The sequence below is a fragment of the Pseudoneobacillus rhizolycopersici genome (assembly GCF_054786815.1).
In genome coordinates this window covers 1-22,612 of the sequence record NZ_JBTOOE010000020.1, presented here as the reverse complement: position 1 = coordinate 22,612, position 22,612 = coordinate 1, and the positions used below count along the sequence as shown (strand labels likewise).

Annotated in this window: 21 protein-coding genes and 2 pseudogenes; 12 read left to right on the top strand and 11 right to left on the bottom strand. The window is 37.5% G+C overall.

Going from position 1 to position 22,612, the window contains the following annotated elements; translation table 11 throughout:
• Positions 1-8: 8 nt before the first annotated feature.
• The gene (locus ACX9YW_RS17480) at positions 9-974 is read right to left on the bottom strand and encodes a quinone oxidoreductase family protein (protein ID WP_460348804.1); all 966 of its coding nucleotides are present in this window, start codon (positions 972-974) and stop codon (positions 9-11) included.
• 323 nt (positions 975-1,297) lie between these two features.
• On the opposite strand from ACX9YW_RS17480, the gene ACX9YW_RS17475 reads away from it, so the two are divergent.
• Positions 1,298-2,743, top strand: a complete 1,446-nt coding sequence (locus ACX9YW_RS17475) for a DEAD/DEAH box helicase (RefSeq protein WP_460348802.1) — start codon at positions 1,298-1,300, stop codon at positions 2,741-2,743.
• A gap of 122 nt (positions 2,744-2,865) precedes the next feature.
• Here ACX9YW_RS17475 and ACX9YW_RS17470 read toward each other — a convergent pair whose 3' ends face one another.
• Positions 2,866-3,765 carry a hypothetical protein gene (locus ACX9YW_RS17470; protein ID WP_460348915.1) on the bottom strand — a complete coding sequence of 300 codons (900 nt, stop codon included), beginning with the start codon at positions 3,763-3,765 and terminating at the stop codon, positions 2,866-2,868.
• Positions 3,766-4,233: 468 nt separating this feature from the next.
• Positions 4,234-4,368, bottom strand: a pseudogene (locus ACX9YW_RS17465) (purine-nucleoside phosphorylase); the annotation flags it as partial.
• 113 nt (positions 4,369-4,481) lie between these two features.
• Between ACX9YW_RS17465 and ACX9YW_RS17460 the strand changes: the two are divergent.
• Together ACX9YW_RS17460 and ACX9YW_RS17455 are read left to right on the top strand one after the other, a co-directional pair.
• Complete coding sequence (locus ACX9YW_RS17460) at positions 4,482-6,629, top strand: ATP-binding protein (RefSeq protein ID WP_460348800.1); 2,148 nt, start codon at positions 4,482-4,484, stop codon at positions 6,627-6,629.
• Positions 6,616-7,341: a response regulator transcription factor gene (locus ACX9YW_RS17455; RefSeq protein WP_460348798.1), complete on the top strand. Its 726-nt coding sequence runs from the start codon at positions 6,616-6,618 to the stop codon at positions 7,339-7,341. The genes ACX9YW_RS17460 and ACX9YW_RS17455 overlap by 14 nt, the downstream gene beginning before the upstream one ends.
• A 228-nt stretch (positions 7,342-7,569) precedes the next feature.
• Here ACX9YW_RS17455 and ACX9YW_RS17450 read toward each other — a convergent pair whose 3' ends face one another.
• The 3 genes from ACX9YW_RS17450 to ACX9YW_RS17440 all read right to left on the bottom strand — a co-directional run bounded on the left by ACX9YW_RS17450 (position 7,570) and on the right by ACX9YW_RS17440 (position 8,477).
• Positions 7,570-7,656, bottom strand: coding sequence for a 23S rRNA (pseudouridine(1915)-N(3))-methyltransferase RlmH (locus ACX9YW_RS17450; protein WP_460348913.1), 87 nt, complete (start codon positions 7,654-7,656; stop codon positions 7,570-7,572).
• 75 nt (positions 7,657-7,731) lie between these two features.
• Positions 7,732-8,127 (bottom strand): YjfB family protein, encoded by a 396-nt coding sequence (locus tag ACX9YW_RS17445; protein ID WP_460348796.1) that lies wholly within the window; start codon positions 8,125-8,127, stop codon positions 7,732-7,734.
• 155 nt (positions 8,128-8,282) lie between these two features.
• Positions 8,283-8,477 carry a carbon storage regulator gene (locus tag ACX9YW_RS17440; RefSeq protein WP_460348793.1) on the bottom strand — a complete coding sequence of 65 codons (195 nt, stop codon included), beginning with the start codon at positions 8,475-8,477 and terminating at the stop codon, positions 8,283-8,285.
• Between the two features lie 307 nt (positions 8,478-8,784).
• On the opposite strand from ACX9YW_RS17440, the pseudogene ACX9YW_RS17435 reads away from it, so the two are divergent.
• Together ACX9YW_RS17435 and ACX9YW_RS17430 are read left to right on the top strand one after the other, a co-directional pair.
• Positions 8,785-9,089: pseudogene (locus tag ACX9YW_RS17435) on the top strand (IS4 family transposase); the annotation flags it as partial.
• A 93-nt stretch (positions 9,090-9,182) separates the two neighbouring features.
• Positions 9,183-9,305, top strand: a complete 123-nt coding sequence (locus ACX9YW_RS17430) for a helix-turn-helix transcriptional regulator (protein ID WP_460348791.1) — start codon at positions 9,183-9,185, stop codon at positions 9,303-9,305.
• Positions 9,306-9,355: 50 nt separating this feature from the next.
• Here ACX9YW_RS17430 and ACX9YW_RS17425 read toward each other — a convergent pair whose 3' ends face one another.
• From ACX9YW_RS17425 to ACX9YW_RS17405, 5 genes are all read right to left on the bottom strand, one after another.
• Positions 9,356-9,511: a carbon storage regulator gene (locus ACX9YW_RS17425; RefSeq protein ID WP_460348789.1), complete on the bottom strand. Its 156-nt coding sequence runs from the start codon at positions 9,509-9,511 to the stop codon at positions 9,356-9,358.
• Between the two features lie 1,320 nt (positions 9,512-10,831).
• Positions 10,832-11,551: a purine-nucleoside phosphorylase gene (deoD, locus tag ACX9YW_RS17420; RefSeq protein ID WP_460348787.1), complete on the bottom strand. Its 720-nt coding sequence runs from the start codon at positions 11,549-11,551 to the stop codon at positions 10,832-10,834.
• Positions 11,552-11,794: 243 nt separating this feature from the next.
• Entirely contained in the window at positions 11,795-12,898 is a 1,104-nt protein-coding gene (locus ACX9YW_RS17415; RefSeq protein ID WP_460348785.1) for a helix-turn-helix domain-containing protein, read from the bottom strand.
• 477 nt (positions 12,899-13,375) lie between these two features.
• Positions 13,376-13,756 (bottom strand): retropepsin-like aspartic protease, encoded by a 381-nt coding sequence (locus ACX9YW_RS17410; protein WP_460348783.1) that lies wholly within the window; start codon positions 13,754-13,756, stop codon positions 13,376-13,378.
• Positions 13,753-14,016 (bottom strand): hypothetical protein, encoded by a 264-nt coding sequence (locus tag ACX9YW_RS17405; RefSeq protein ID WP_460348781.1) that lies wholly within the window; start codon positions 14,014-14,016, stop codon positions 13,753-13,755. Before ACX9YW_RS17405 ends, ACX9YW_RS17410 begins: the two co-directional genes overlap by 4 nt.
• 256 nt (positions 14,017-14,272) lie before the next feature.
• On the opposite strand from ACX9YW_RS17405, the gene ACX9YW_RS17400 reads away from it, so the two are divergent.
• From ACX9YW_RS17400 to ACX9YW_RS17370, 7 genes are all read left to right on the top strand, one after another.
• Positions 14,273-14,653: a hypothetical protein gene (locus ACX9YW_RS17400; RefSeq protein ID WP_460348779.1), complete on the top strand. Its 381-nt coding sequence runs from the start codon at positions 14,273-14,275 to the stop codon at positions 14,651-14,653.
• Positions 14,654-15,195: 542 nt separating this feature from the next.
• Positions 15,196-16,194, top strand: a complete 999-nt coding sequence (locus ACX9YW_RS17395) for a DUF2268 domain-containing putative Zn-dependent protease (RefSeq protein WP_460348777.1) — start codon at positions 15,196-15,198, stop codon at positions 16,192-16,194.
• Between the two features lie 344 nt (positions 16,195-16,538).
• A complete protein-coding gene (locus tag ACX9YW_RS17390; RefSeq protein ID WP_460348775.1) occupies positions 16,539-16,964 on the top strand; it encodes a hypothetical protein in 426 nt (141 codons plus the stop codon).
• Positions 16,965-17,512: 548 nt separating this feature from the next.
• On the top strand, positions 17,513-19,189 hold the full coding sequence (locus ACX9YW_RS17385; protein WP_460348773.1) for a spore germination protein: 1,677 nt from the start codon (positions 17,513-17,515) through the stop codon (positions 19,187-19,189).
• Positions 19,190-19,191: 2 nt separating this feature from the next.
• Positions 19,192-20,292, top strand: a complete 1,101-nt coding sequence (locus tag ACX9YW_RS17380; RefSeq protein WP_460348771.1) for a GerAB/ArcD/ProY family transporter — start codon at positions 19,192-19,194, stop codon at positions 20,290-20,292.
• A complete protein-coding gene (locus ACX9YW_RS17375; RefSeq protein ID WP_460348769.1) occupies positions 20,285-21,574 on the top strand; it encodes a Ger(x)C family spore germination protein in 1,290 nt (429 codons plus the stop codon). Before ACX9YW_RS17380 ends, ACX9YW_RS17375 begins: the two co-directional genes overlap by 8 nt.
• A gap of 661 nt (positions 21,575-22,235) precedes the next feature.
• Positions 22,236-22,556 carry a hypothetical protein gene (locus ACX9YW_RS17370; RefSeq protein WP_460348767.1) on the top strand — a complete coding sequence of 107 codons (321 nt, stop codon included), beginning with the start codon at positions 22,236-22,238 and terminating at the stop codon, positions 22,554-22,556.
• Positions 22,557-22,612 lie beyond the last annotated feature (56 nt).

The following is a 22,612-nucleotide window of genomic DNA, read 5'->3' as shown; positions in this document are numbered from 1 at the left end:
TTATCATTTTATGGTTTTAATAAAATTTTTCCCGTACTTTTGCGGCTTTCTAGAAACTGATGTGCTTTTCGGCCATCTCGTAGTGCAAATACCGTGGGCTCAGATACTGTAATTTTCCCCTCTCCTATCCAGCGGAATAACTCGGCTGAACGGGATACCCGTTCCTCATGGGAAATAAGTACATTCCAAAGATCTCCACCAGTCAAAGTCTTTGACGTATCCATCAACATCCTTGGGTCTACTGGGGCAGGGTCTCCTCCTGCCATTCCAAAAAATACGACCGTTCCCCCAATGCGAGTTGCTGCAAAACTATCTTCGAGCGTGGTGCCTACTGAGTCATAGACAACATCCACACCTTTTCCGTTTGTTTCCTCTAAAACTTTTCTCTTCCAATCATCCGAGTACAAGAAAACCTGATTTACTCCAACTTTCTTAACCGCAGACGCTTTCTCCATAGAGGAGGTTAAACCTATGACCCTTCCACCGAGGAGCTTTGCAATTTGTACGAGAAGCTGTCCAACCCCTCCTGCTGCCGCATGAACAAGAATTATATCATTCTCCTTAACCGGATAACTATCCTTTGTTAAATAGTGGGCAGTCAATCCTTGCAGTAAAACAGAAGCCGCCTTTTCAAATGAAATGGTCTCTGGAAGAGGAATGGCCTTTTCCATCGGAACAGCCACTTGTTCCGCGTTAGCATAAGGGACATCGGCAAATGCAACAGCGTCACCAATGTTGATACCTTGGACATTCGCTCCCGTCTTTTCAACGACTCCCGCCCCCTCATAACCTAATATAAACGGGGAATTGCCAGTAAGATGATAGTTCCCTTTTCTTCTATAAATATCTGCAAAATTCAACCCAATTGCTTTCATCCTTACTAATATTTCATTAGGTCCGATAACTGGATCCGAAATTTCAAGATATTCTAGCACTTCTGGTCCACCGAATTTATTAAATACAAGTGCTTTCAAATGAACCACCTCCTCATATATTTTTCGATACAATTTAATTTATTTAAATAAACATTGGAAATGCAATTAATATCTCATCTTTTGGGAGATAGGGTGATTGATAAAAATCTCATTTACTTATGGTACGGTTCACCGTAATGTACCTAAATGAGGTTTCATAACTTTAACCAATATGGGTCAGTTGCCTACTATGTGTTTCTTTTAAAAAAGGTAAATTTGTCAGCACTTTTCAAGTATAATGAACCATAGTCTGATATGCATATAATATCTATCTTGAGGGAGATTCTATACATAGAGATAAAAAAAAAAGTCGAGGTTAAAAAATGAGTAAAAGTAGTTTTGAGGATTATCAATTAAATGAAGAAATAAAAAGAGCACTAGCGTTATTAAAATACGAAACTCCAACAGAAGTACAAAGTAAAGTCATTCCATTAGCAATGGAAAATCAAGATCTTGTCGTAAAATCTCAAACAGGTAGTGGAAAGACTGCTTCCTTTGGTATTCCCGTTTCCGATATGATTGAGTGGGAAGAAAAAAAACCACAGGTTTTAATTCTCACTCCCACTAGGGAGCTTGCGGTTCAAGTCCGCGAAGATATTACGAATATCGGAAGGTTTAAACGTATTAAAGCAGTGGCCGTCTATGGAAAAGAACCTTTTACGAAACAAAAGGAAGAATTGAAACAAAAAACTCATGTGGTCGTCGGTACACCAGGACGGATCATGGACCATATTGAACGAGAAACCCTAGTTTTAGATCAAATAAAGTATCTTATCATAGATGAAGCGGATGAGATGCTTAATAGGGGTTTTATCGATGAAGTAGAATCGATCATCAAAGAGCTGCCTTTTAACCGAGTAACGATGGTTTTTTCTGCCACCTTGCCTAAAGATGTGGAAAATCTCTGCCATAAATATATGAAAGACCCGATTCATATTAAAATTGAATCAACCGGGGTAACGACCGATACCATTGAACATTTTTTAATTGAAACGAAAGAAGAAGAAAAGATTTCACTCCTTAAAGATGTCACAGTTGTAGAAAATCCAGACAGCTGCCTAATTTTCTGCCGAACCAAAGAACATGTTGATGCTGTATATAGCGAACTGGAAAAAGCTAAATATTCTTGTGAAAGACTCCATGGGGGACTAGAACAAGAAGACCGGTTTGCGGTTATGGAAGGTTTCAAAATGGGGAACTTCCGCTATCTGGTGGCCACCGATGTAGCTGCCAGGGGTATTGATATTGATAATGTAACACTTGTCATCAACTATGATGTTCCTATGGAAAAAGAGAGCTACGTACACCGAACCGGGAGAACCGGCCGTGCCGGAAATAAAGGAAAGGCCATTACGTTTTCCACACCTTATGAAGGAAAGTTTATGAAAGCCATTGAAAAATACATCAACTTCGAGATACCTTCTATGGAAGCCCCTAGTCATTTGGAAGTGGCTAGAGGAAAAGCTGCTTTCGAGCAAAAACTTAACAGCAGTCGAATCGTAAGAAATAATAAAACAGCCCGAATCAATCAAGATATTATGAAACTCTATTTCAGCGGTGGAAAAAAGAAAAAGATTCGTGCCGTTGATTTTGTTGGAACAATCGCAAAAATCCCTGGAGTCACTGCGGATGATATCGGCATCATAACCATTCAGGATCATATGTCATATGTTGATATTCTGAATGGAAAGGGCTCACTAGTTTTACAAGCCATGGAGAATGCTACTATTAAGGGAAAGAAGTTGAAAGTAAGCAAAGCCATTAAATAACAAACTTCTATCGATGAACCTTAAGTCCCCCTCAATTTGAGTAGATGAGGGGGATACTTGTTTTCATTAGAATATACTGAAACTATCAAGTCTATTTTTGATATTTCCATTTGAATCTTAATTTAGGCTTGATTCAATTGGCTTCTAATGCCATTAAACTGTTTGTTTAGAAAAGGCGAAACATGTCCAATTCCGGATACGGCTTCAAGCAGGACAAATGTATGCCCACCCCAGGGACCCATTGGATCAAATACTTGCCTCCCGACTCTTATGCCCGTTGCTTCGACATGACTGTCCAATAGTTGGATGCCTTCACGAAGTAGGTCTGCCGGTAGCGGTTTATTCCTGCGACGTGACCATTCCACCAAGAAGGACATGCCCCGTAGGATATCGTATTCAAAAAACCTTGGAAAGCAAGGCTTTAGCCATTCCTTATCGATGATTTCTCCCGTTTGTTTAGAATATACAAGACGATGTTCTATCAAATAACCAGCTCCTTGATCCAAGAAAAGGGCTTCCTCCTTAGTGAAATTGCGGTTCGTGTACCACAGAATGGCTTCAAGAGGAGGTAGTGTCGAAATGATTGAACTCTTATTAGAATGAGTATAAGCATCTGGTTCGCAGTTCAACCCACCATCAGGTAGCTGATGCTTTAAAAACCATTCGCGAATCCAAGGCAGTTCTTTGTCCAAATCACAGCCATAGTCCATCAAAATCATATAGAATACTGCCAACTCACAGTGGCAGCAATCCATTTTCATATTATCGATTTCAGTCGATGGCTGGTCTTCGTCGGATTTAATGAAGATAGGCCAGGTTTGAGCTTCTAGTATATATTTAGCTTTCGCAATAGCTGATTTAGGAATTAGTTTGACTTCCCCCATCTCATAAAGAGTCGCCATATGCCACCAGAACCCATCCCATTTTCTACGGCTAGTTCCACTCCGTTCAATAGGTAAATCCGGATAAGATTCAAGAAATTTAATAGAGTCTTCAATTGCATATTGAATCGTTTTATTCATTGCCACTTCAATAACCTCCGTACATGTAAATAGCTAAAAATAATAGCGTTCCTCTCTTTTTAAGATTAAAGTAGTCCCTACAGTAGTACATCCATAAAATAGTCTAAGTATATTTTAATAAATTAATAAACATCTAAATATAAGAAAAGTTGAATTCCTTTAAAAATTTCATAGGCTAAACAAAAGCAGTCGAATTGCTGTCAAAGATTATTGTAAAGGAAATGGTTGATGGGGATTGTCCAGATTTAGCTCTATACTTACAGAAACGCCCTTTGATAAACAAGAGATGACAAAGTAGATGGTTGACAATATGTAGAAAGGTAAGCCTTTTTTTTAGCTTACCTTTCCCCACAAATAGTATTAACTGATTCATTTCTCGCCTTTAATTGGATATATTTATTCTTTCATTGCCCTTGCTTCGAATACATTGTTTTTTAATTTTAGTTCCTAGTCCTAATACTTTGGAGCTCCAGCACTGGCAGCATTTAAATATAAACTTGTCGTTTCCATTTCTTCCGCTAATATTTCCATCTTAGCCCACTTTTCTGTTGCAGTTGCATCAGCATTATAGAAAACATCACTAGATGGTACATTTCCTACATGAGCTGTTTATGATCAACGCCTCGCAGATATTTGTAAGATACATTTTCCTTTAATGATGATATTATTTAGATAATCAAATTACTTATTGAGCATCTTGGAGGGTTGGGTTCATAATGAGGGGTATTCTCCGATTCGGTTCTCGTACTATCTTGCTTCATATAGCTGCTGTCGTTGTTGTTGGTTTGGTTGCAAGCTATGCGGTCATCTCTACACCGGACTCCCCTAAGTTCCAAAGTAAAGAAGGCATTCTGGATTTAACGCAGGTTCATCTCAGTGAGAATCCGATAAAGTTAAAAGGGGAGTGGGCGTTCTACTGGCAAGAGCTGCTGTCTCCTGAGGACATACAGATTCGTTTTACAAGGGACGGAAATCATGACCGCTGGATCAGCATCCCGGGCTCCTGGCTAGGCTATCGGTTAGATGGTCAGCAGCTGAACGGTACAGGCTTTGCGACCTTTCGGGTGGTCATCCAACTTAGCGAGCAGGATAGGAATAAGCAGCTTGCTCTGCGGGTGCCTACCATCTTTCATGCATATAAATTATGGGTTAATGGTGATTTACTGGAAGAAGTTGGTATAGTTAGTCAAGACAAGAGTGGGGTGACCCCGCAGCTGGCAACGAGGCTGGTGTTCTTCCAGCCCAAGAATGACAGGGTGGAGCTGGTTATGCAAGTAGCCAACTTTCATCATAAGCGAGGCGGCATCACCAAGTATATAGAGTTGGGAAGCAGTGATGTGTTAACGCTCAGGACAAATCTGAGAATCGCCGCTGAAATGTTCATCACCGCAGGCCTGCTGGTGATTGGCGTGTATCACCTGCTGTTGTTCATACTGCGACGCAAAGACAGGGCTCCATTGTATTTTGGTCTGTTCACCGCGTTGTTTGGTATCCGATCATTGCTGGTCGGCGAGCACATGATTACACAAATATGGCCAGATTTTCCATGGGAATTGCAGTTCAAGATCGAGTACCTGATTCTTTGCAGCGGTGGTTATATCATCACGATGTACTCTGAATGCATCTTTCCAAATTATGTGTCGCGTTGGTTTCATCTTGGCACACGGATCGTAACCGGCGCATTCTGTATTATTGTTGTGGTTACCCCTGCAATTATATATACAAAATTATTACTCATGATCGGTGTGATGGTTGTTCTCCATATGGTTTATCTGATGGTTGGGCTGGTCCAAGCGGCTGTGCGGCGTATAGAGGGAGCGCTGATCTTCCTGCTGGTGTCGGTGGTTGCTCTTGCTACTGTCATCAACGATTTTTTATATTACAACGAATGGTCGCTGATCGGAAATACATCTCCGCTTGGTCTGTTGGTGTTTACGATCGCACAGATGATTCTACTTTCTTCGAGATTTACGAAGACGGCATCGAACGAAGAGAGGATTGCACTTGAGCTGCAGGACGCTAACAACAAGCTGACCGAAATGAATATGAATTTGGAACGGACCGTGCAGGAACGCACACAGGCCTTATCCGCAGCTCATGATGATCTCCGCACTTCGTATGACCGGTTGCTTCACTCCGAGCAAGGGCGAAAGAAGCTCCTTGCCTATATTACGCATGATCTGCGTATGCCGCTGTCCAGCATGCTTGGTTATGTAGAAGCTGTGCACGACAGGGTTAAGCCGGAACGTAATGAACAGTACCTGAAGTATATCCGGGATAACACGATAAGGATTAACCGCATGATTGAGGAGTTGTCATTCTTGTCGCATTTAGAGACGGGACAAGTCTCGTTCCGAATGGAGCCGGTTCATGTGAGTCACTTCTTGCGTGGTTTTTTTGAACAATATGAGCTGGTTGTACGTGACGCAGGTTTGGATTTCATGCTAGACATCGGAGATACGGAAGATCAAGGATCCAACTTGCCTATTGTCGAGATGGATGCGCAAAGATTAGAGCAGGCTTTGTTTAATCTAGTGTCGAACGCGATGAAGTTCACCTCTAGGGGTGGGCTGGTGCGTATTGCGCTAACTGTTGACGAGGTGAATCATACCCGCTATGCGACAATTAGTGTACAAGATTCTGGCACGGGCATTCCTCAAGATCAGCTCGAGCAAATCTTCGATCGCAATTACAAGTATGATCGACCGGGCTTGGATAATGGAGTAGAGGGAAGCGGGCTCGGGCTGGCGATTTGCAGGGAAATCGTACAAGCGCATGGAGGGACGGTTCGAGCGGAGAGCGATGGTAAGACGGGGTCGATATTCTTTGTATCGCTTCCTTGTATTGTAAATGAAAGAAGGTGACGGTGTGTCGGACACTTACAAAATAATGATCGTCGATGATGATCCCCATATATGCGAGATTGTTCAGCTGTATTGCGAGAGGGAGGGTTTCATATCCTCCTACAGTCATAGCGGGACAGAAGCCATGAAGCTGCTTGAGTTTTTCGAGCCGGATTTGATTGTACTGGATGTACTGCTGGCTAATGAAAACGGCATTGATTGGTGTAGGAACGCACGTAACTACACGAATGCGCCGATCGTGTTTCTGAGCAGTCGTGAGGAAGACGAGGTGAAAATCAGCGCATTATCCTATGGCGGCGACGATTATGTGACCAAGCCGTTCAGTCCGGGAGTACTCATGGCCAAGATCAAGGCTCACCTCCGCAGAGTGTCGACGGGCAGAAGGGAACAACTATTGGAGTTACCGGGTATGACGCTGGATTTCTACGCACAGTCCGTCAACATGGGTAGTGAAACCATCTTTTTATCAAAAAAAGAATTCAGTCTACTGTCCTATATGGCACAAAACGTTAATCGTGTCGTCAGTGTCGATACGTTGTTTCAGCTCATCTGGGGAATGGAGAGTCTGGAGGATACGAGAACGGTCTCCGTACACATCAGTAATTTACGCAAAAAAATCGAGGCTGACCCTGCCGATCCTGAAAGAATCATTACGATTCGGGGGGCCGGGTATATGCTGGTTGCCAGAAGTGCCTTGCAAGCGCGAACATAGCGTTAAGGTTGATAGTGTGACAACGACTGCCGCTAACATACTACAGCTAAAGGGGTTAGAAGCAAGCTGCTTTAAGTGTAGTGGGCTGATGCTTACCATACCAAACCCTAAAACTATATTGTTGACTTCAGCGACCTTGTTGAGTTTGTTTTATTTATGAAGCAGGGCAATGTAGAAAAAGTTAGACGGGTATTATAAAAACTAAAGGTGACCCATTACGGTCACCTTTTATTTATGATAGGGATGGTTATTGATTATGCGATACGCTCGATATACCTGTTCAAATAGTATCGTTGCTTTTAGACCAAAGTCCATTTCCATTTGACTTTCCCCATTTGCCCCAAAAAGAAAAAGAGCAACCCACAGTCTAGACTACTCCCCAAATTACCTTCACACTTTCAAATCAATGTTTCCACCTAAATGTGGTTGAGCAGCATGTTGAATGCGAACTATTTCATTTGTACTCATTAACTTCTGAATAGCCTCGCCCTGCTGTTCTGCATTACCCATTGCCATCTTCATGACTGACATGGATGCCTGTTTCTGGACTTGTCCCTGGCTCAATGTGATTGACATTAATGCTATATCCATGAAAACACACCTTTCTTTTACTAATGGACAACAGATTGCAACTGCTGTTCTAAAGAATGAATTCCCTGTTTCATCTCCTGCACGATTTATACGGAGACCAGAAGCTAATTTCTCCATTGATTTTGATTGTCCTGCAGCTGCAGTATTCAACTGTCGGTGCGTGTTCAGTGCTACAATGTTGTGATTAATTCTCATTTCTCATTACCTCCATGTGGTGTGTTTTTAGGATGCCTATCCGTTCGCATCCTTTGAAGCGCATATCTTGTACTCACAAGTCATTGATGGATTGCGCGCTAATCCAAAACATTTGTAAGTCAGACTGTTATCTTCCTTGACTTCACCACTCGTCCTTAAGTGACAAAGGCCTCGACCTTTTTTGCCATTTCTAAAGCTATATTGTTTTCTTCCCATAACTCTCCGCGAACAATAGAAATATGCTTCGGTGTTTCAATCTCCAAGCGTAAATGGCCTTCATAGCTCTTAATGACCGTTACCTTAATGTTGTTGTCGATCAGCACATATTCTCCCGGTTTCCTCCCTAACACTAGAATTAGCTCATCCCCTTATCCCGCTTATTAAATTGACATAAAAAATGAGCAAACAGGGAGCTGCCCTTCTTCCTCCTGAAGAATGACGGCGACTTATTTGATCATCCTAAGTCTCGCAATTATTTAATAAATTATTTAATTGTCAAAAAAAGACAGTAAAAAAGCAAAAAGACGAATAAATAGGCATCTGTTTCAAATGTTCATCCTTGAAACTACATGCGTATTTACTCGTCCATGAGTAATCGGATATGTGATTAATTTATATATAGACAATTTTATTTGAAACGTTTAGTCTTTTTGCGAAATTTTTTTTGAAAGTTATGAACTAACATCTACATTTAAAGGATTACAGGTGCTAAAACATATAAGAAAAGCAGGTATTACAAAGTCTATCGGTTTTTCTTGTGGCTATCTTTTTCAATTGATTTTTTGCTTGATCTTTGAAAATAAGAACTGGTTTCGAACGCTTGATAGTAAAAATCTGCCGATTTTCCTGCTAAGGACGCTGTTTATCGTTTCTTGAATAAGTCTACTTTTGCATGGCGAAGATTTTTACTTTACCTTAGTGCCCACAGAATAGGTAAAGTAACGAAACTCTCAAATCATGACTGACCGAAGGTCTTGGTGTTAGATGATTCTTCGTAGGCGAATTGGATATCCTTCATCTCATGGCGGAGGGTTTGTCGAATAAGGGAGATTGCCTTGAGAATGGAAATAATGGAAGGAACTTTTAAAATCCACACCTTCAACATCTATGGAAAGCTGCAAGTAAATAGAAGGGTACAAGCAATCTCCAAAGCAAGGGAACAGCAGCTATTGGACTAGTTCAAAGCTGTCGAAACGAAAGCTTGCATTAAAAACCGAGATACTAGTGCTTATTCATGATTAAGCAATTCTCCGCGAACGATAGAGATATCTTTTGGCGCTTCAATAGCCAATCGTAATTGCCCCTCTTCACTTTTAATTACCTTTATGATAATTTTTTCGTTGATCACTATGTATTGTCCGGGTTTTCTTCCAAGGACTAGCATCAGACTCACTCCTTTACCGTGAAGGATTTTATGTGATTTGAACATCTTTTACGAGAATTATCATAATTCGTTCAATTGAAGTTTCCGTATTGCTTCCTGCAACATTAACTTTCTTATTTGTAACTATTGGTTGTGTACTTTTAGGGTCAAGTTGCACATTTCTTTTTCAACTGCTACTATTTTTGCTACTGGCTCGTTAGCGATTTGTGGTGATACTGCTGCCATAGTCAATGTAAGTGTCGTGTTGATGTACGTAACAATATGATCTATTTCACTCTAGTCATCAATCGCGACTCTAACACCGCCAGATGGCTTATTTACTTCAACCTCGCCAAAGGTTGGTTATGAGGATGGCTCTTTTAAGTAGGATGGAGCGATCACAAGAGCAAAATTCATGGCTCAGGTTAACCGCTCGTGGTAAGCTCAGTACCAACGCTAAAACAAGCTGACCATTCGCCTTTTCATAGAGTTTTTCCTCCTTGTATTTTATCATGGTAGATTAGCTCATTAATGAAACTTAAAGAAAACTTTAAGTTCGCGCTCAAGATAAAGCATGAGCTCGGCGGATTCAGTCCGTTCCTCTCTCCAGTACATAACCAACCCATAAACGTAATGCTTGACGCTCCATTTAAGTTTTAACAATCTCATGAATACGTAAGCCGGCGAACGTTTTCATACCCTACCTCCTTCACTTCATAATACGATTCATTTTCGTCTATTCGTGCAAATGAAAAATTTTCCTCAGAATTGAAATAGATTTGTTGTTCATTTATGACAAATATTATAGAAAAAAGAGAGAGAACTTATCAGTGATAGATAAATCCTCTCTCCTTTTCCGCTTTTTCACAAATAGAACCTTGAATGGCTTTTAATTCGGTGTATTCTTCGAAAATATACAGTTTTTTTGTTTATTTACCTTACATATTTTCAACTTATTCATATAAAAAAAACCCCAATTGTATAGTGAATACAAAATTAACCCACTAGTGAGAAGCATGGCCAACTTTTATCCAACCAGTTTTTGTGGGATTTTAAAACCTCATTTACTTATGGTACGGTTCACCGTAACTAATGTAAGTGCGTTTTTTTTCTTTCATTGCCCTTGCTTCGAATACATTGTTTTTTAATTTTAGTTCCTGGTCCTAGTACTTTGGAGAAGAACCAATATATTCCCATGCCATAATTAATGATATTACAGTAATCCCTTTATATAGAATTGAAAAAAAGAAGTATCAAGGACGTTTAGTTCTTCTTTGATACTTCTTTAGTAAAGTAGACTATGTGCTTTCTATAAGTAATAACTCATATGACTCCCATTACTTATACTACATCTAAAGCTATTTCCACCATCTTTGTAAATGAAGTTTGTCTCTCTTCTTGTGTTGTTTGTTCATGTGTAATCATATGGTCACTTACTGTTAAAATTGTTAATGCTTTAGCTCCAGCACTAGCAGCATTTAAATATAAACTTGTCGTTTCCATTTCTTCCGCTAATATTCCCATCTTAGCCCACTTTTCTGTTGCAGTTACATCAGCATTATAGAAAACATCACTAGATAGTACATTTCCTACATGAGCCTTATAATTCTTTTCATCTGCTATTTTCTTAGCCTTCTCTAATAATTCATAAGATGCTGTAATTGGAAATTGACCTGGAAGATTAAATTGATGCGCAAAATTTGAATTTGTTGCTGCTCCCATAGCAAGTATAATATCATATAACTTTATATCATTTTGCATAGCCCCACATGAACCTATACGAATTAAATTCTTTACTCCAAAAATATTAATTAGTTCCCATGAATATATCGCCATACTTGGTGCCCCCATACCGGTACCCATAACAGAAACTTTCTTTCCTTTATATTCGCCAGTGTACCCCAGCATGCCTCTAATTTCATTAAAAAGAACAGGTTTTTCTAAAAAGTTTTCAGCTATAAACTTTGCACGAAGTGGATCTCCTGGTAAAAGTATAGTTTCTGCTATTTCTACTCCATTTGGCTTAATATGTGGTGTTTCTTTTAATTCATTGTTTTTCATTTGATTCTCTCCTTAACATCTTTATATTATTGTTATACTATATCTTTTGTAATTGAGGGTTTTTATATTTAAATTTGAATTTTCTTTAATTAAAATTATGGTCTAGACATTGATAGCTCCCTGCTATAATTTACGATTAAAAATCCGCACCTACTTATGGTACGGTTCACAGGAATATATCTTCGCTAAAAAATAAAGATTCCTTAACGGAACCCCTCTTTTGCACAAAATATTAATCAAGCATCAATCGTATGGCTTAATACCCCAACTGATTATTAGGCCCATCACATGTACCAAGCTTACCTCCTCGATGTTCTGACCCATATATGACTTTCTCTTATTGTATAACTCAACATATCTATGACCTTCATAGCGAGTTAATCCTCTTTCCATAACAAAATCCGCCAGTTGTTCTTCTTTTATACTCGTAATTTCATAGTGAGCTTGTAGTCGTTCAAGTTCTTCTTTTTCATCACGGTTAAGAATCAAATCGACACGATCATTCATACGACATTTGATATCTTTAAGGCCAGCTTTTTTTAATAAAACTGGAAGTCGTAATCCTATTCGATAATCTCTACCTTCCCGAATTAATTCGTTATTCCACATTTTTTCTAAAAAAAGTCCTTTTTCAAACGAATCATCCATTTCATCACCTAGCAATAGCCCAACGTTTTCGAAAGGTCTGTTTTCTTCATGTCCAATGACGATTCCTCCCTTTTTGGTTATTTTAATCATCAAATCAATTCCGATCTCAGGATTATTTAAATGTCGTAAGTATCCCTGGCAAATGACCAAATCAAATTTCTCTCTTACATCTTCCATTTCATCAAAGGGTAATATCGTTACTTTTCCATTATCAGCAAAGCGACTCTGACCATCTTCAAGCATCACCTTACTCTTTTCATACCCTACATACTTGCTTCCCTTTGGCAATAATGGGAGTATTTGTTCAGCAAATTGACCATTACCACATCCTACTTCAGCCATCATTATAGGTGTCGTAATTTTCCAAGCCTCTCGGACCATAAACTCAAGATAATCCACATTCCAGAACAGTTCTCTTGTAGCAGTAAACTGCTTGAGTATTCGGTCTCTATATTCGGAAGTATCTTTGTTTCTCTCACGATAGTTTTTATCATCAATGGGCAAAATCCCTAGCAATTGATCTACAGAAACATGGAAAGTTTCTGCCAGTGTTGGAAGCAAAGTGATGTCAGGTAATGAATTTCCGTTTTCCCATTTGCTTACTGTTTGGAAAGTCACCCCTAACTTCATGCTTAACTCACGTTGCGTCATATTTTGTGCTTTTCTAAGATTTATAATATTATCCTGCAAAACTTTCATTAAAATTCCCCCTTCCATACAAATATCATAAACATCTATATAAATTAAAGAAATAACTCAACCATGGAACTCAGTCAACTAGACGGCGAAAAGTACTATATTAATACAAGCTCGATAAACCTTATTTCACAGTTATACCCGTCCCATTCCTTTCGTTTCGCTCAATGCATTAAATGTTATTTCAGACTTATCCTCCGTTCGTATTTTACATATCAATTTAAAACTATAAAACGCAATGAATCACAAAAAAATTATATGTGAACATTGGTATAACTACAAAAAAACACATTGGAAATTACAGATGTTTCCAATGTGTTTTTATTCTAAAGAAGTAGACTCAAAACTACTGAGTCTACCTTTCCATATTATTTCTTATTAATTTTTCAAGAGAGTGTAAACTTTGTCTTCTTTTAAACCTCATTTACTTATGGTACGGTTCACCGCGATGTAACAAAAGGAGGTTTTTATTTATGAAAATTACTTGACTATCATTTTCTTTAAATCTATTATCGCACCAGATTCAATCATAAAATCTATTCCAAGAATGCCATTAAATCCATAGGTTTCTTTTGTAATTCCTAATTGTAATTGAAAGGATTCGAACAAATGGTTATTGATTTTTATATCAGATACTATTTGTTCATAGCAGAGTTCGCTTTCTCCACCAACACCATACATTCTTCTTGGTCTACCTTTTGTACGATCAATAATAAGCCCAATTGCCTCTACTTCATCGGTATCGAAGATAGTTGTGGAACATCCAGTATCCAATAGAACATCATTTAATTGCCTTATGTCTCCGTTATAAGAGAGTAAAACGGAGACTAGAGGTAATCCATCACACATTTCAATCTTCATTGAAGTCGTCTCCTTACTCCAATAAATTTTTGCTCTTTCACTTCAATTGCTTTGTGATCAGTATGAAAAATGTAGTATTCACGGGTAGGCTCAGCTAAATGTAGTTTTTTATATTCTTTCCATGCTTGAGTTGAATCGGGGAAGTAAGAAATAACTGATAATTCATTCAAATGTCGTATTGAATTTTTTGAGTAGGCAGAAATAGCTTCAACAAGGACCCACTGTTCCGGATATTGTTCACGAACTTGTTCCCATTTCACCAAAAAACACCTCCTAGTTTAGATGTAATTATTATATCATTTTTATGAAAAAAATAATAAATCTTCTAGAGAGTGAACTATTAATATAATCGCATAAGTATTCATATTAATAAAGGTTATGTTATGGAAGTAACGGGGCAGGATAGTTCCTTAGAGAGTAATGTTATTAAAGAAGGATAAAAGCAATGTTGAAACGAATAAGATTAGGAGGAAAACTGACAACCGTTAAAAAGATTAGTGTAAGAGGAGGGGAATTATGAACACTTTGTCAAAGGAAGATTTCGTTAAAAATGTTAATCATGTAGAGGAAAGATTAAACATAAATTTCCCCCGGAAATATGTAGATTATTTGTATGAACATATAAAAACGCCGTGGAATATGACGATAAATATAGAGTCTCAATCATATTGCTTTGAATGGTTATTTACATTCATTCCGTTTGATGAACTTGATATTTTGGATAAGTATAATGAAAATAAAAATATTGTTGGGTTTAATACTATTCCTATATCTTGTACTGAAAACGCATTATTGTGTCTCAAATTTAGTAGTACCAAAGAATATGAAATCATTCTTTACAAGGAGAATGGCTTGTCAGTCGTTTTAAGTAAAGATATTTCATTGTTTTTACATTAACGCTGAGCTTGAGTTGATCAAATTTGTTAAAAATCTAAGCTATATTGATTGGGTAGCAACTAGTCGTGATAATTACTGATTATTGAAATTGACGGATATTTTCAGACCGTTCTATTAACAGGAAGAAAGTGTACGAAACAACAATTAAAACTAAAGTATCTTCAAGCAAAAAAATTAACTTTCGAAATTAAAGAGTTACCCTATGTCTTTTGTAGGTTAAATAACTTTGAACAAATTCCATATGATGGTGATATTAAGGTGGATTTCGTTATAGATACTGATACGGATAGACTTTATTCGCCCTCTTAAGATGCTAACGAGTGCTTTTTTTCCATAAAAATTGATCTTATGGAGTCCAAAATATGCAGGATCTTATTCAAATCCTTAGCGTATCTTGGACTTTTTTTGTTAATGGCCTTAAAGGTGAAGGTTCATTGATTAATACGTTTGATTAAATCCTTAAATTACCAATTTATATATGGTAGAATATATATAATCAAAGTAATCATAACTTTCAAAATTCTTTGCTTAGGGGGATAAAATTGAAATACAATCTAAAAACAAATGCAACTTTTATTCTATTTCTAACATTATTAATGCTCACTTCCTGTACGCAAAATGAAACAATCGAGATGCAACTTGAAGAGAAAGAACAACAACAACAAATAGAATACGATGAGCTTTTGTTCTCATTTGAACATCCTAAAACTAAACAAAAATACAAAATTGTTCATGTCAATCCATTATTTAAACGGTATATTGAAAAAGTGAAAGAGAGTCCAAGCCATTTGACCTTGGAGCTATACAATGAGGAAATCATTCAGCCTGTTTACAAGGATTGTTTTGAAAATGGAGAATTTCTTCATATGGCAGAACCACTTCTTATTGCAGAATCCCTTCTTGATTCGACTCCTGAAGGGATAGCAGAATTAGAAATAATTAGTGAAAAGTTAGAAATTCGTAAAGAAAAAATCAATGAACTCATTCAGGAATCACTTTTGAAATCTGCAGAGCTACTACCCTCACAAAAGGACATTGCGGTGTGTGTTTTTCCATCTAACAATGAAAGTATGCCAATGGTTACGGTTGGGGCAGGAAAAATTCTCATTGCATATAATCAATATTATAATGATTTGTTAATAAAGATCGGAGTCGCCCACGAATATCATCATAGTGTTTGGGCGGAAAAGTATTTAAGTAATCATTCTGCAACTGTTTTAGATAATCTTATTTTTGAAGGAAAAGCGGTCATGTTCGAAAAAACTGTTTATCCTATTCATTCCTATACCCCAGTTGATATGACTTACAATAAAGAATTATGGTCTAAGATTGAACCTGATTTATACAAGCAGGACTTATATCGTTCATTAGAAATTTTGCATGGCGGAAAGGATCTACCGAGGTCATATGGTTACAGTGAAGGTTATAAGATGATAAAATCCTATCTCGACTTAAATCCCAACCAAACACCAGAAGAATGGACAGCGTTAAGTGCACAAGAAATAATTGAAATTGGAAAATACTTCGATAACTATAAATAACTATAGTTGATTAATATTAAGAATTTATTTATGGTACTAACGAGTGCGAATGTTGTTTAAAGATCGCTAAGAAAAGGCTGAAAATATACAGGTATCTATTCGTTTCACCTGCTGTATTTTCAGCTTTTTTTTTTCACTTATGTAGTAAAGGAGCAGAATAATTAAATTAGATGCAGTTAAATTTTAGAATCATTTTTTTAATAGGAAATGAATCTTTTTTTATATAAAAAAGATCAATTATATTATTTATACAATAAATATTACATTAAACTTAATTTTAAGATAATTAGTGGGATCTTTTTATTGATTTAAAAGGAGCTGAAATTTATATGGGGGGAATAGGAATGATTAGGAAATTTATGTTTACATTCTTTATATTAGCTTTCTTTGCTTTGGTAGTAACAGGATGTCAATTGAAAAGTGAAAATGAAGTCTTGATGGAAGATGTGAGCGATATAAAAGAAATTTCTGTTTCCAAATCAACTGTTTTTGGTAAACTTAATGATGAATTCTTTGCATCTTTCGAGGACTCAAAAGAATTGGACACTTTCAAAAATGCTTTCTTAACTGCTAAAAGAGAGAAAGTGAAACTTGAAGGTGTAAATTATGATTTACTAATTACTGACAATAATGGCGGAAATTATTTGTTGCAATGCTATTTAGGTGAAGAGGAAGAACAAAGTGCATTTTTCTTTATCGGTCATGAAGATAAGGTGTATTTTACATCCAAAGAGGTAACGAAAGAGTTGAGGAAAATCATAAACCCATAAATCTTAGAAAGAATTTCGCATTTGAAGTTCTCTCGGTTGTTGTGCTAAAGAGTGCGTTTTTACCATAACAAAAAATATTAAGAAGTCCAAAATATGCAGGATCTTATTCATATCATGCGTATCTTGTACTTCTTTATTTGTTATTTGCATAAAAGGAGCAGGTTAGCTGCATAACATATTATTTAATAAAGAGATTACAGAGCTCTTAATGGAACCCCACCATGTAAAGTATTGTCATTCCCGCCCACCTCTCTAGCTACTAAAGCCACAGGGCTAATTATTTTTCTCACTAAGATACTTTACGGTTTCAATTTTAAATGCCTCTTCGAAGCTGCCATACATAACAACCTTGTTATAGTTGAAATATTTATTATTACAATCTGTGTCTTTTTATAGTCTAGTATCATATCATCACCCTGTCTCTGCCTTAGAACTGTTCCATAAGATTCATATTGAAAATTAGAATAATATCTATTTTGAAAAGGATACTAACTAATAAATGCCATTTTTTCAATAAATATTAATTTCTAACCAAAGGGGTTTTCCAGATGGGCATTTTGAAAAAACTTAAAAGATACATCCTAGCAGATTTAAATTTAGAGAAAAACGAATCTTTCTCATTGGGTAACTGGGATGGAACCGGTGAACAAAATAAGGGGGTAGAATCTAATAAGTCACTTGAAAATGAGCAGGATGTTGAAACAATAATAAAAGAAGACCGCACTCTTTCGTCTATACTTGATCAGAATCTAAAATGGATCAAGGAGCGCTTTTCATATCCCCAAAGCCATGGACTTGTGGTTCGTAGATTCGCAATTGGTCAATCCTCCTTACAAGGTGCAGTAATCTTCATGGGGGGTCAGGTACGTTTGGAATCTATTGAACGAACACTACTTACCCCTTTAATGACGATGTACATACCAAATATTGAGGGGATGACTGAAGAATTCTTGATAGAACATCTTCTAACAGAAGCACAGGTCTCCACAGAAGGAAAATTCAAAAAAATAGTAAATGATATATTATTCGGGTCAACTGTTGTCCTTGTAGAGGGGTGGAACAAAGCTGTAATTGTAGGAGTGCAAGGCGGGGAGAAAAAAGCAATTGATAATCCGAAAACTGAAATGGTTGTTCGAGGGTCTCAAGAGGGTTTTACAGAAGATATTCAAACCAATTTATCAATGATTAGACGAAGATTGAGAACGCCGGATCTGATAGTTGAATGGGAGCTATTGGGGACATATTCACAGACAGATATTGCCATCATTTATATAAAATCGATTGTAAATGATGATATTGTAAAGGAAGTCCGTAAGCGGATTCATTCAATAGAATATGATTATATTGGTGATAGCGGAATGATTGAGCAAATGATTGAGGATCATCCAAACTCCATTTTTCCTAATGTATTGAGTACTGAACGACCAGACAGGATATCCGCTCAAATCGCCGAAGGTTATGTGGCGATTTTAGTCAATAATTCACCATTCGGTTTAATTGTACCTGCTCATTTCCCACTTTTCTTACAGACTTCGGAGGATGCTAATCTGCGTTGGCCATACAGTACCTTTATTCGGATCATCCGACATACGGGATACTTTATGTCAATTTATTTACCAGCCTTATATGTTTCAATTGCCAATTATCATATGGAGATGATACCGACAACACTCCTTCTTGCCATTGCTGGTACCCGCGAAACTGTACCATTGCCTGTAGCAGCAGAGGCGGTTTTACTAGAAAGTATGTTTGAACTAATTCGTGAAGCTGGTGTCAGGATTCCTGGAGTTATTGGACCGACGATTGGGATTGTAGGAGCATTAATACTAGGACAAGCAGCAGTTCAAGCTAATATAGTCAGCCCGATTGTGGTCATTATTACGGCTTCTACTGCTTTATCATCGTACACAATTCCAAACTACAATTTGCAGTTTTCCACCCGAATCCTGCGCTTTCTTTATTTGTTTGCTGCTTCTTTTTTGGGTTTAGTTGGGGTTATTATTTTGTGGCTCATTCTTTTAGCCAATCGTCTAACCAACAAGTCATTTGGGGTACCTGAATTATCACCGTTTTCTCCTTATTTACCAAGTAATGATATTGTAATTAGAGCTCCAATAAATCGACAAAAAAACAGGTCGTTATCAATTCGACCAAAAAGGATTTCGAAGATGCATGACTTAAAAGGTGGTAACCTAGACCCAGCTGGTAATCGGGATGAGGTGTAAATGTGAAACAGCATCATATTGGCATTCGTGAAGCAGCTTCTGTAGGAATCGTTTTCGTAATAACCAAGATTTTTCTCCCATTTCCTCGTTCGATGGTGGATTATGGGGGAACAGCGGCTTGGGTAATTGTGCTTATGGCGATACTGCTTACCCCATTAACTTGGTGGGGGATTCGTGGGTTATTAACAAATGCAAAAGGTGGGTCTTCTCTCATAACAGCGACCGAAGAAATTATGGGTCCATTCTTCGGCAGTCTAATTAATTTAGCTTATTTTCTCTTTTTCTTTATGCTTACGTTCATTGTTCTTCGGGAATTCTCTGATATTATTGCTACGGACATCTTACCTTTAACACCGGTTGGTATAATTTTGCTAGCTCTTCTCATTCCTGTTTCACTAATCGCTCGTTCTGGAATGGAAATATTAGGACGAATAGCGTGGTTAACAATTGGAATAATCATTGTTAGTTTGATGGTTCTGTTTATTGGTGGACTTATAACGTATGCAGACCCTAAAGCATTATCCCCTGTTTGGGGAACTGGAAAATCTCAAGTCATTAAAATGGGGTTAATCAAGAGTTCGATGTTTACTGAACTACTGGCATTTGGAATTATTGTACCAAGAATGAGAAAAGCAAAAGAATGGGGAACGGCAGTTTGGGTGTGTATTGTGATTAGCTCTGCCATCATGCTTTGTTCGATTATAACCTATTTATACATTTTCCCATATCCTACAGCAACTAGAATAAACTTTCCTCTATTAGAAGTCAGTCGAATTATTATTGCTGGTCGTTGGATTCAAAGAGTCGAAAGTATTTTCCTGGTTATTTGGCTGTTGTGTACGGTTATTAAACTATCTGTTGGTATGTATTGCAGCGCTGCAATACTTTCACAAATCTTGCGCTTGCCTAAGGATCAATTTCTTATTTTTCCATTGTCGATTATCGTCTATCACCTTGCACTCCTGCCGAGTAGTGAAATGGAAGCCGTTGCTTGGGAGTCAGATATTTTACGTAGGTACGGGTCCATCTGCTCTATCATCCTCCCACTCCTAACATGGCTCGTTGGGATATTAAGAAAAAAATGGGGTAGAACAAGTGGATAAGTTCCCAAGGATTTTAAGAATCGTATTTGTCATCATTCTTACCTTTCCGGTGCTAACCGGGTGTTGGGACCGCCAAGATCCTGAGAATATGGCTTTCGTTGTAGCAATAGGTGTTGATATTGGCCCGAAAAATGACTATTTATTTACGTTTGCCATCGCTGTTCCAAAGCCTCTTAGTAGCGGCGGTCAAAACACAAGTGGTCCGGCTAAACCGATTGTCGTCCATACAGTTGAAGGGTCCAATATCATTTCAGCCCTCCTTGCAAGCCAAAGTTTTATTGCACGAAAGCTTACCCTTACGCACGCTAAAGCATTTATTTTAGGGGAGGAACTTGCCAAAAAAGGGGTCATGCCCGTCTTAAGCGAAGTCGTACGCAGTCGAGAATTTAGGAGATCATTTTATGTTTTGACGACACACGGCAGTGCTGAAGAGTATATCCAAAATATTAAACCAACAACGGAAACGGATATTAGCTTATGGTTTGAATTAGAGTTGGATCCAAACAATATGGGGACCATGATACCTCTTAATTCTCGTTTTCATAATTTTATCATTGATATGGAAAAAATCGGAGTGGGTGCCATAGCCATTCAAACTGCATTTCGAAAGGATATTCTGGAAGGTAATGATGATTTACCTTCTGGAGAGTATGACGCAGATAGTAAACAGCCGATTATTGGTAAACAAAATGCTGGAGAAATTCGAAGATCTGGGGAAACTCCAGTAGAATTCTTTGGAACAGCCGTCTATAAAAAAGATAAACTTAGAGGATTTCTTAATGGGAATGAAACGAAGACCCTTTTTATGCTGCGTGGCGAATTTAAAAGAACAACCTGGGATTTTAACGATCCTGCTAATGATAAATTAAATTTAACCATTGATATGAAAGCGCAAAAGCAAACTGTTATGAAAGTAAAACGAAAAAATAATCAAGTCAGTGTGTATTTTCATATCACGATGGAAGGAGATTTGGTTAGTGTCCAATCATCAGCAGATTATACAAAAGAAAAAAATAGGAAAATGTTAGAAAGGGCGCTTGAAAAGCAGATGAAAAAAGAGGCAACCGACCTACTTGATAAAACCATACACAAATGGGGAGTAGATTGTTTTTTTATTAATAATCATGTTAAATCTACTTTCCTAACCTTAAAAGAATGGAATGACTTTAAATGGCAGAATAAAGTTAAGGATGTTAATTATCATGTCGATATAACATTTCATATGCGCGGACATGGAGATCAAGTTGGTCCAGCAATAATAGGGGAGAATAAAGAAAAGTGAAAGATTTGTTAAAGTGGGTTTTTATTATTATCCCATCTATTTGGGGATGTGTATATGTCGGAAGCTTGATACCTCAATTATGGATTCAGCAAAATTATAGGGGGGTTTTTGGGATTGCGCTGCTTACTTTTGCAGTTCTTTTCCTCCCCATTCTGCTTTCCATTTATCGTTGATACATATGAGCTATAATAAATATCTGAGAGGGCGATAACCACAAACCCTTCCTATCTGTATGTGCGAAATGTAACTTGCTTAAATTGAGGATGGTCACATTTCAAAGGTTAGACAGTTCCTGTCGGAATTGAAGGATTATATCAAAGAATCAAAAGATGAGGTAACACTCTGAAGGGCTCTCATAGTTGAACAGTTTACTCGACGGGCTCAAAGACCAACGGTCGCTATGTCCGCTCTCGACTAACGATATAAATCTTATAAAAAAAGGCACCAGAAATCTGGCTAAACCTTTATGACGAACGGATGCGTTTTTACCATAACAATACATTTTAAGAAGTCCAATATATGCAGGATCATATACATATCCTTTGCGTATCATAAATATAGTGATGTTGAACATCCTACTATCACAATAGAAGGAATCCCCTTAGATTTAATTCTTAATAAACATTATCCCTCTAAAAATTTTCTTGGATTAGTTCCTACTTTGTTAAAATGGATTGATGACCAGAAGGAAAAGAACCTTGTAAAAGATAGGTATAATTCTAAAGAAAAAGAGGTTTCGTTACCTGTATTAATGTGTCCGGATGACTGTGATTTATGGTGTACTGTTATTATTGCTAAAGTAATCATTTTAAACGGCAATGTAATATGGGATAAAATAGGGATTGATAGGAGTACAAGAGATGATCTTATTTCGGGGTATGATTCTATAGGTACAAGAGTAGAGTGGATTGATTTGATACCACAATACGTATTTGATGAAGATGAATATAGAAAAGAGATAAATAAAATCTTATTAAACTAAAGACGCAGTTATATATAGTATCATCGAAAAAAATGAGGTTCCATCGAACCTCATTC

Excerpts from the sequence above, each read along its gene's own strand:
- ACX9YW_RS17475 (WP_460348802.1), top strand. The coding sequence starts at position 1,298 with ATGAGTAAAAGTAGTTTTGAGGATTATCAATTAAATGAAGAAATAAAA.
- ACX9YW_RS17470 (WP_460348915.1), bottom strand. The coding sequence starts at position 3,765 with ATGAATAAAACGATTCAATATGCAATTGAAGACTCTATTAAATTTCTT.
- ACX9YW_RS17460 (WP_460348800.1), top strand. The coding sequence starts at position 4,482 with ATGAGGGGTATTCTCCGATTCGGTTCTCGTACTATCTTGCTTCATATA.
- ACX9YW_RS17455 (WP_460348798.1), top strand. The coding sequence starts at position 6,616 with ATGAAAGAAGGTGACGGTGTGTCGGACACTTACAAAATAATGATCGTC.
- ACX9YW_RS17450 (WP_460348913.1), bottom strand. The coding sequence starts at position 7,656 with ATGGACTTTGGTCTAAAAGCAACGATACTATTTGAACAGGTATATCGA.
- ACX9YW_RS17445 (WP_460348796.1), bottom strand. The coding sequence starts at position 8,127 with ATGAGAATTAATCACAACATTGTAGCACTGAACACGCACCGACAGTTG.
- ACX9YW_RS17425 (WP_460348789.1), bottom strand. The coding sequence starts at position 9,511 with ATGCTAGTCCTTGGAAGAAAACCCGGACAATACATAGTGATCAACGAA.
- deoD (WP_460348787.1), bottom strand. The coding sequence starts at position 11,551 with ATGAAAAACAATGAATTAAAAGAAACACCACATATTAAGCCAAATGGA.
- ACX9YW_RS17415 (WP_460348785.1), bottom strand. The coding sequence starts at position 12,898 with ATGAAAGTTTTGCAGGATAATATTATAAATCTTAGAAAAGCACAAAAT.
- ACX9YW_RS17410 (WP_460348783.1), bottom strand. The coding sequence starts at position 13,756 with ATGAAGATTGAAATGTGTGATGGATTACCTCTAGTCTCCGTTTTACTC.
- ACX9YW_RS17400 (WP_460348779.1), top strand. The coding sequence starts at position 14,273 with ATGAACACTTTGTCAAAGGAAGATTTCGTTAAAAATGTTAATCATGTA.
- ACX9YW_RS17390 (WP_460348775.1), top strand. The coding sequence starts at position 16,539 with ATGATTAGGAAATTTATGTTTACATTCTTTATATTAGCTTTCTTTGCT.
- ACX9YW_RS17385 (WP_460348773.1), top strand. The coding sequence starts at position 17,513 with ATGGGCATTTTGAAAAAACTTAAAAGATACATCCTAGCAGATTTAAAT.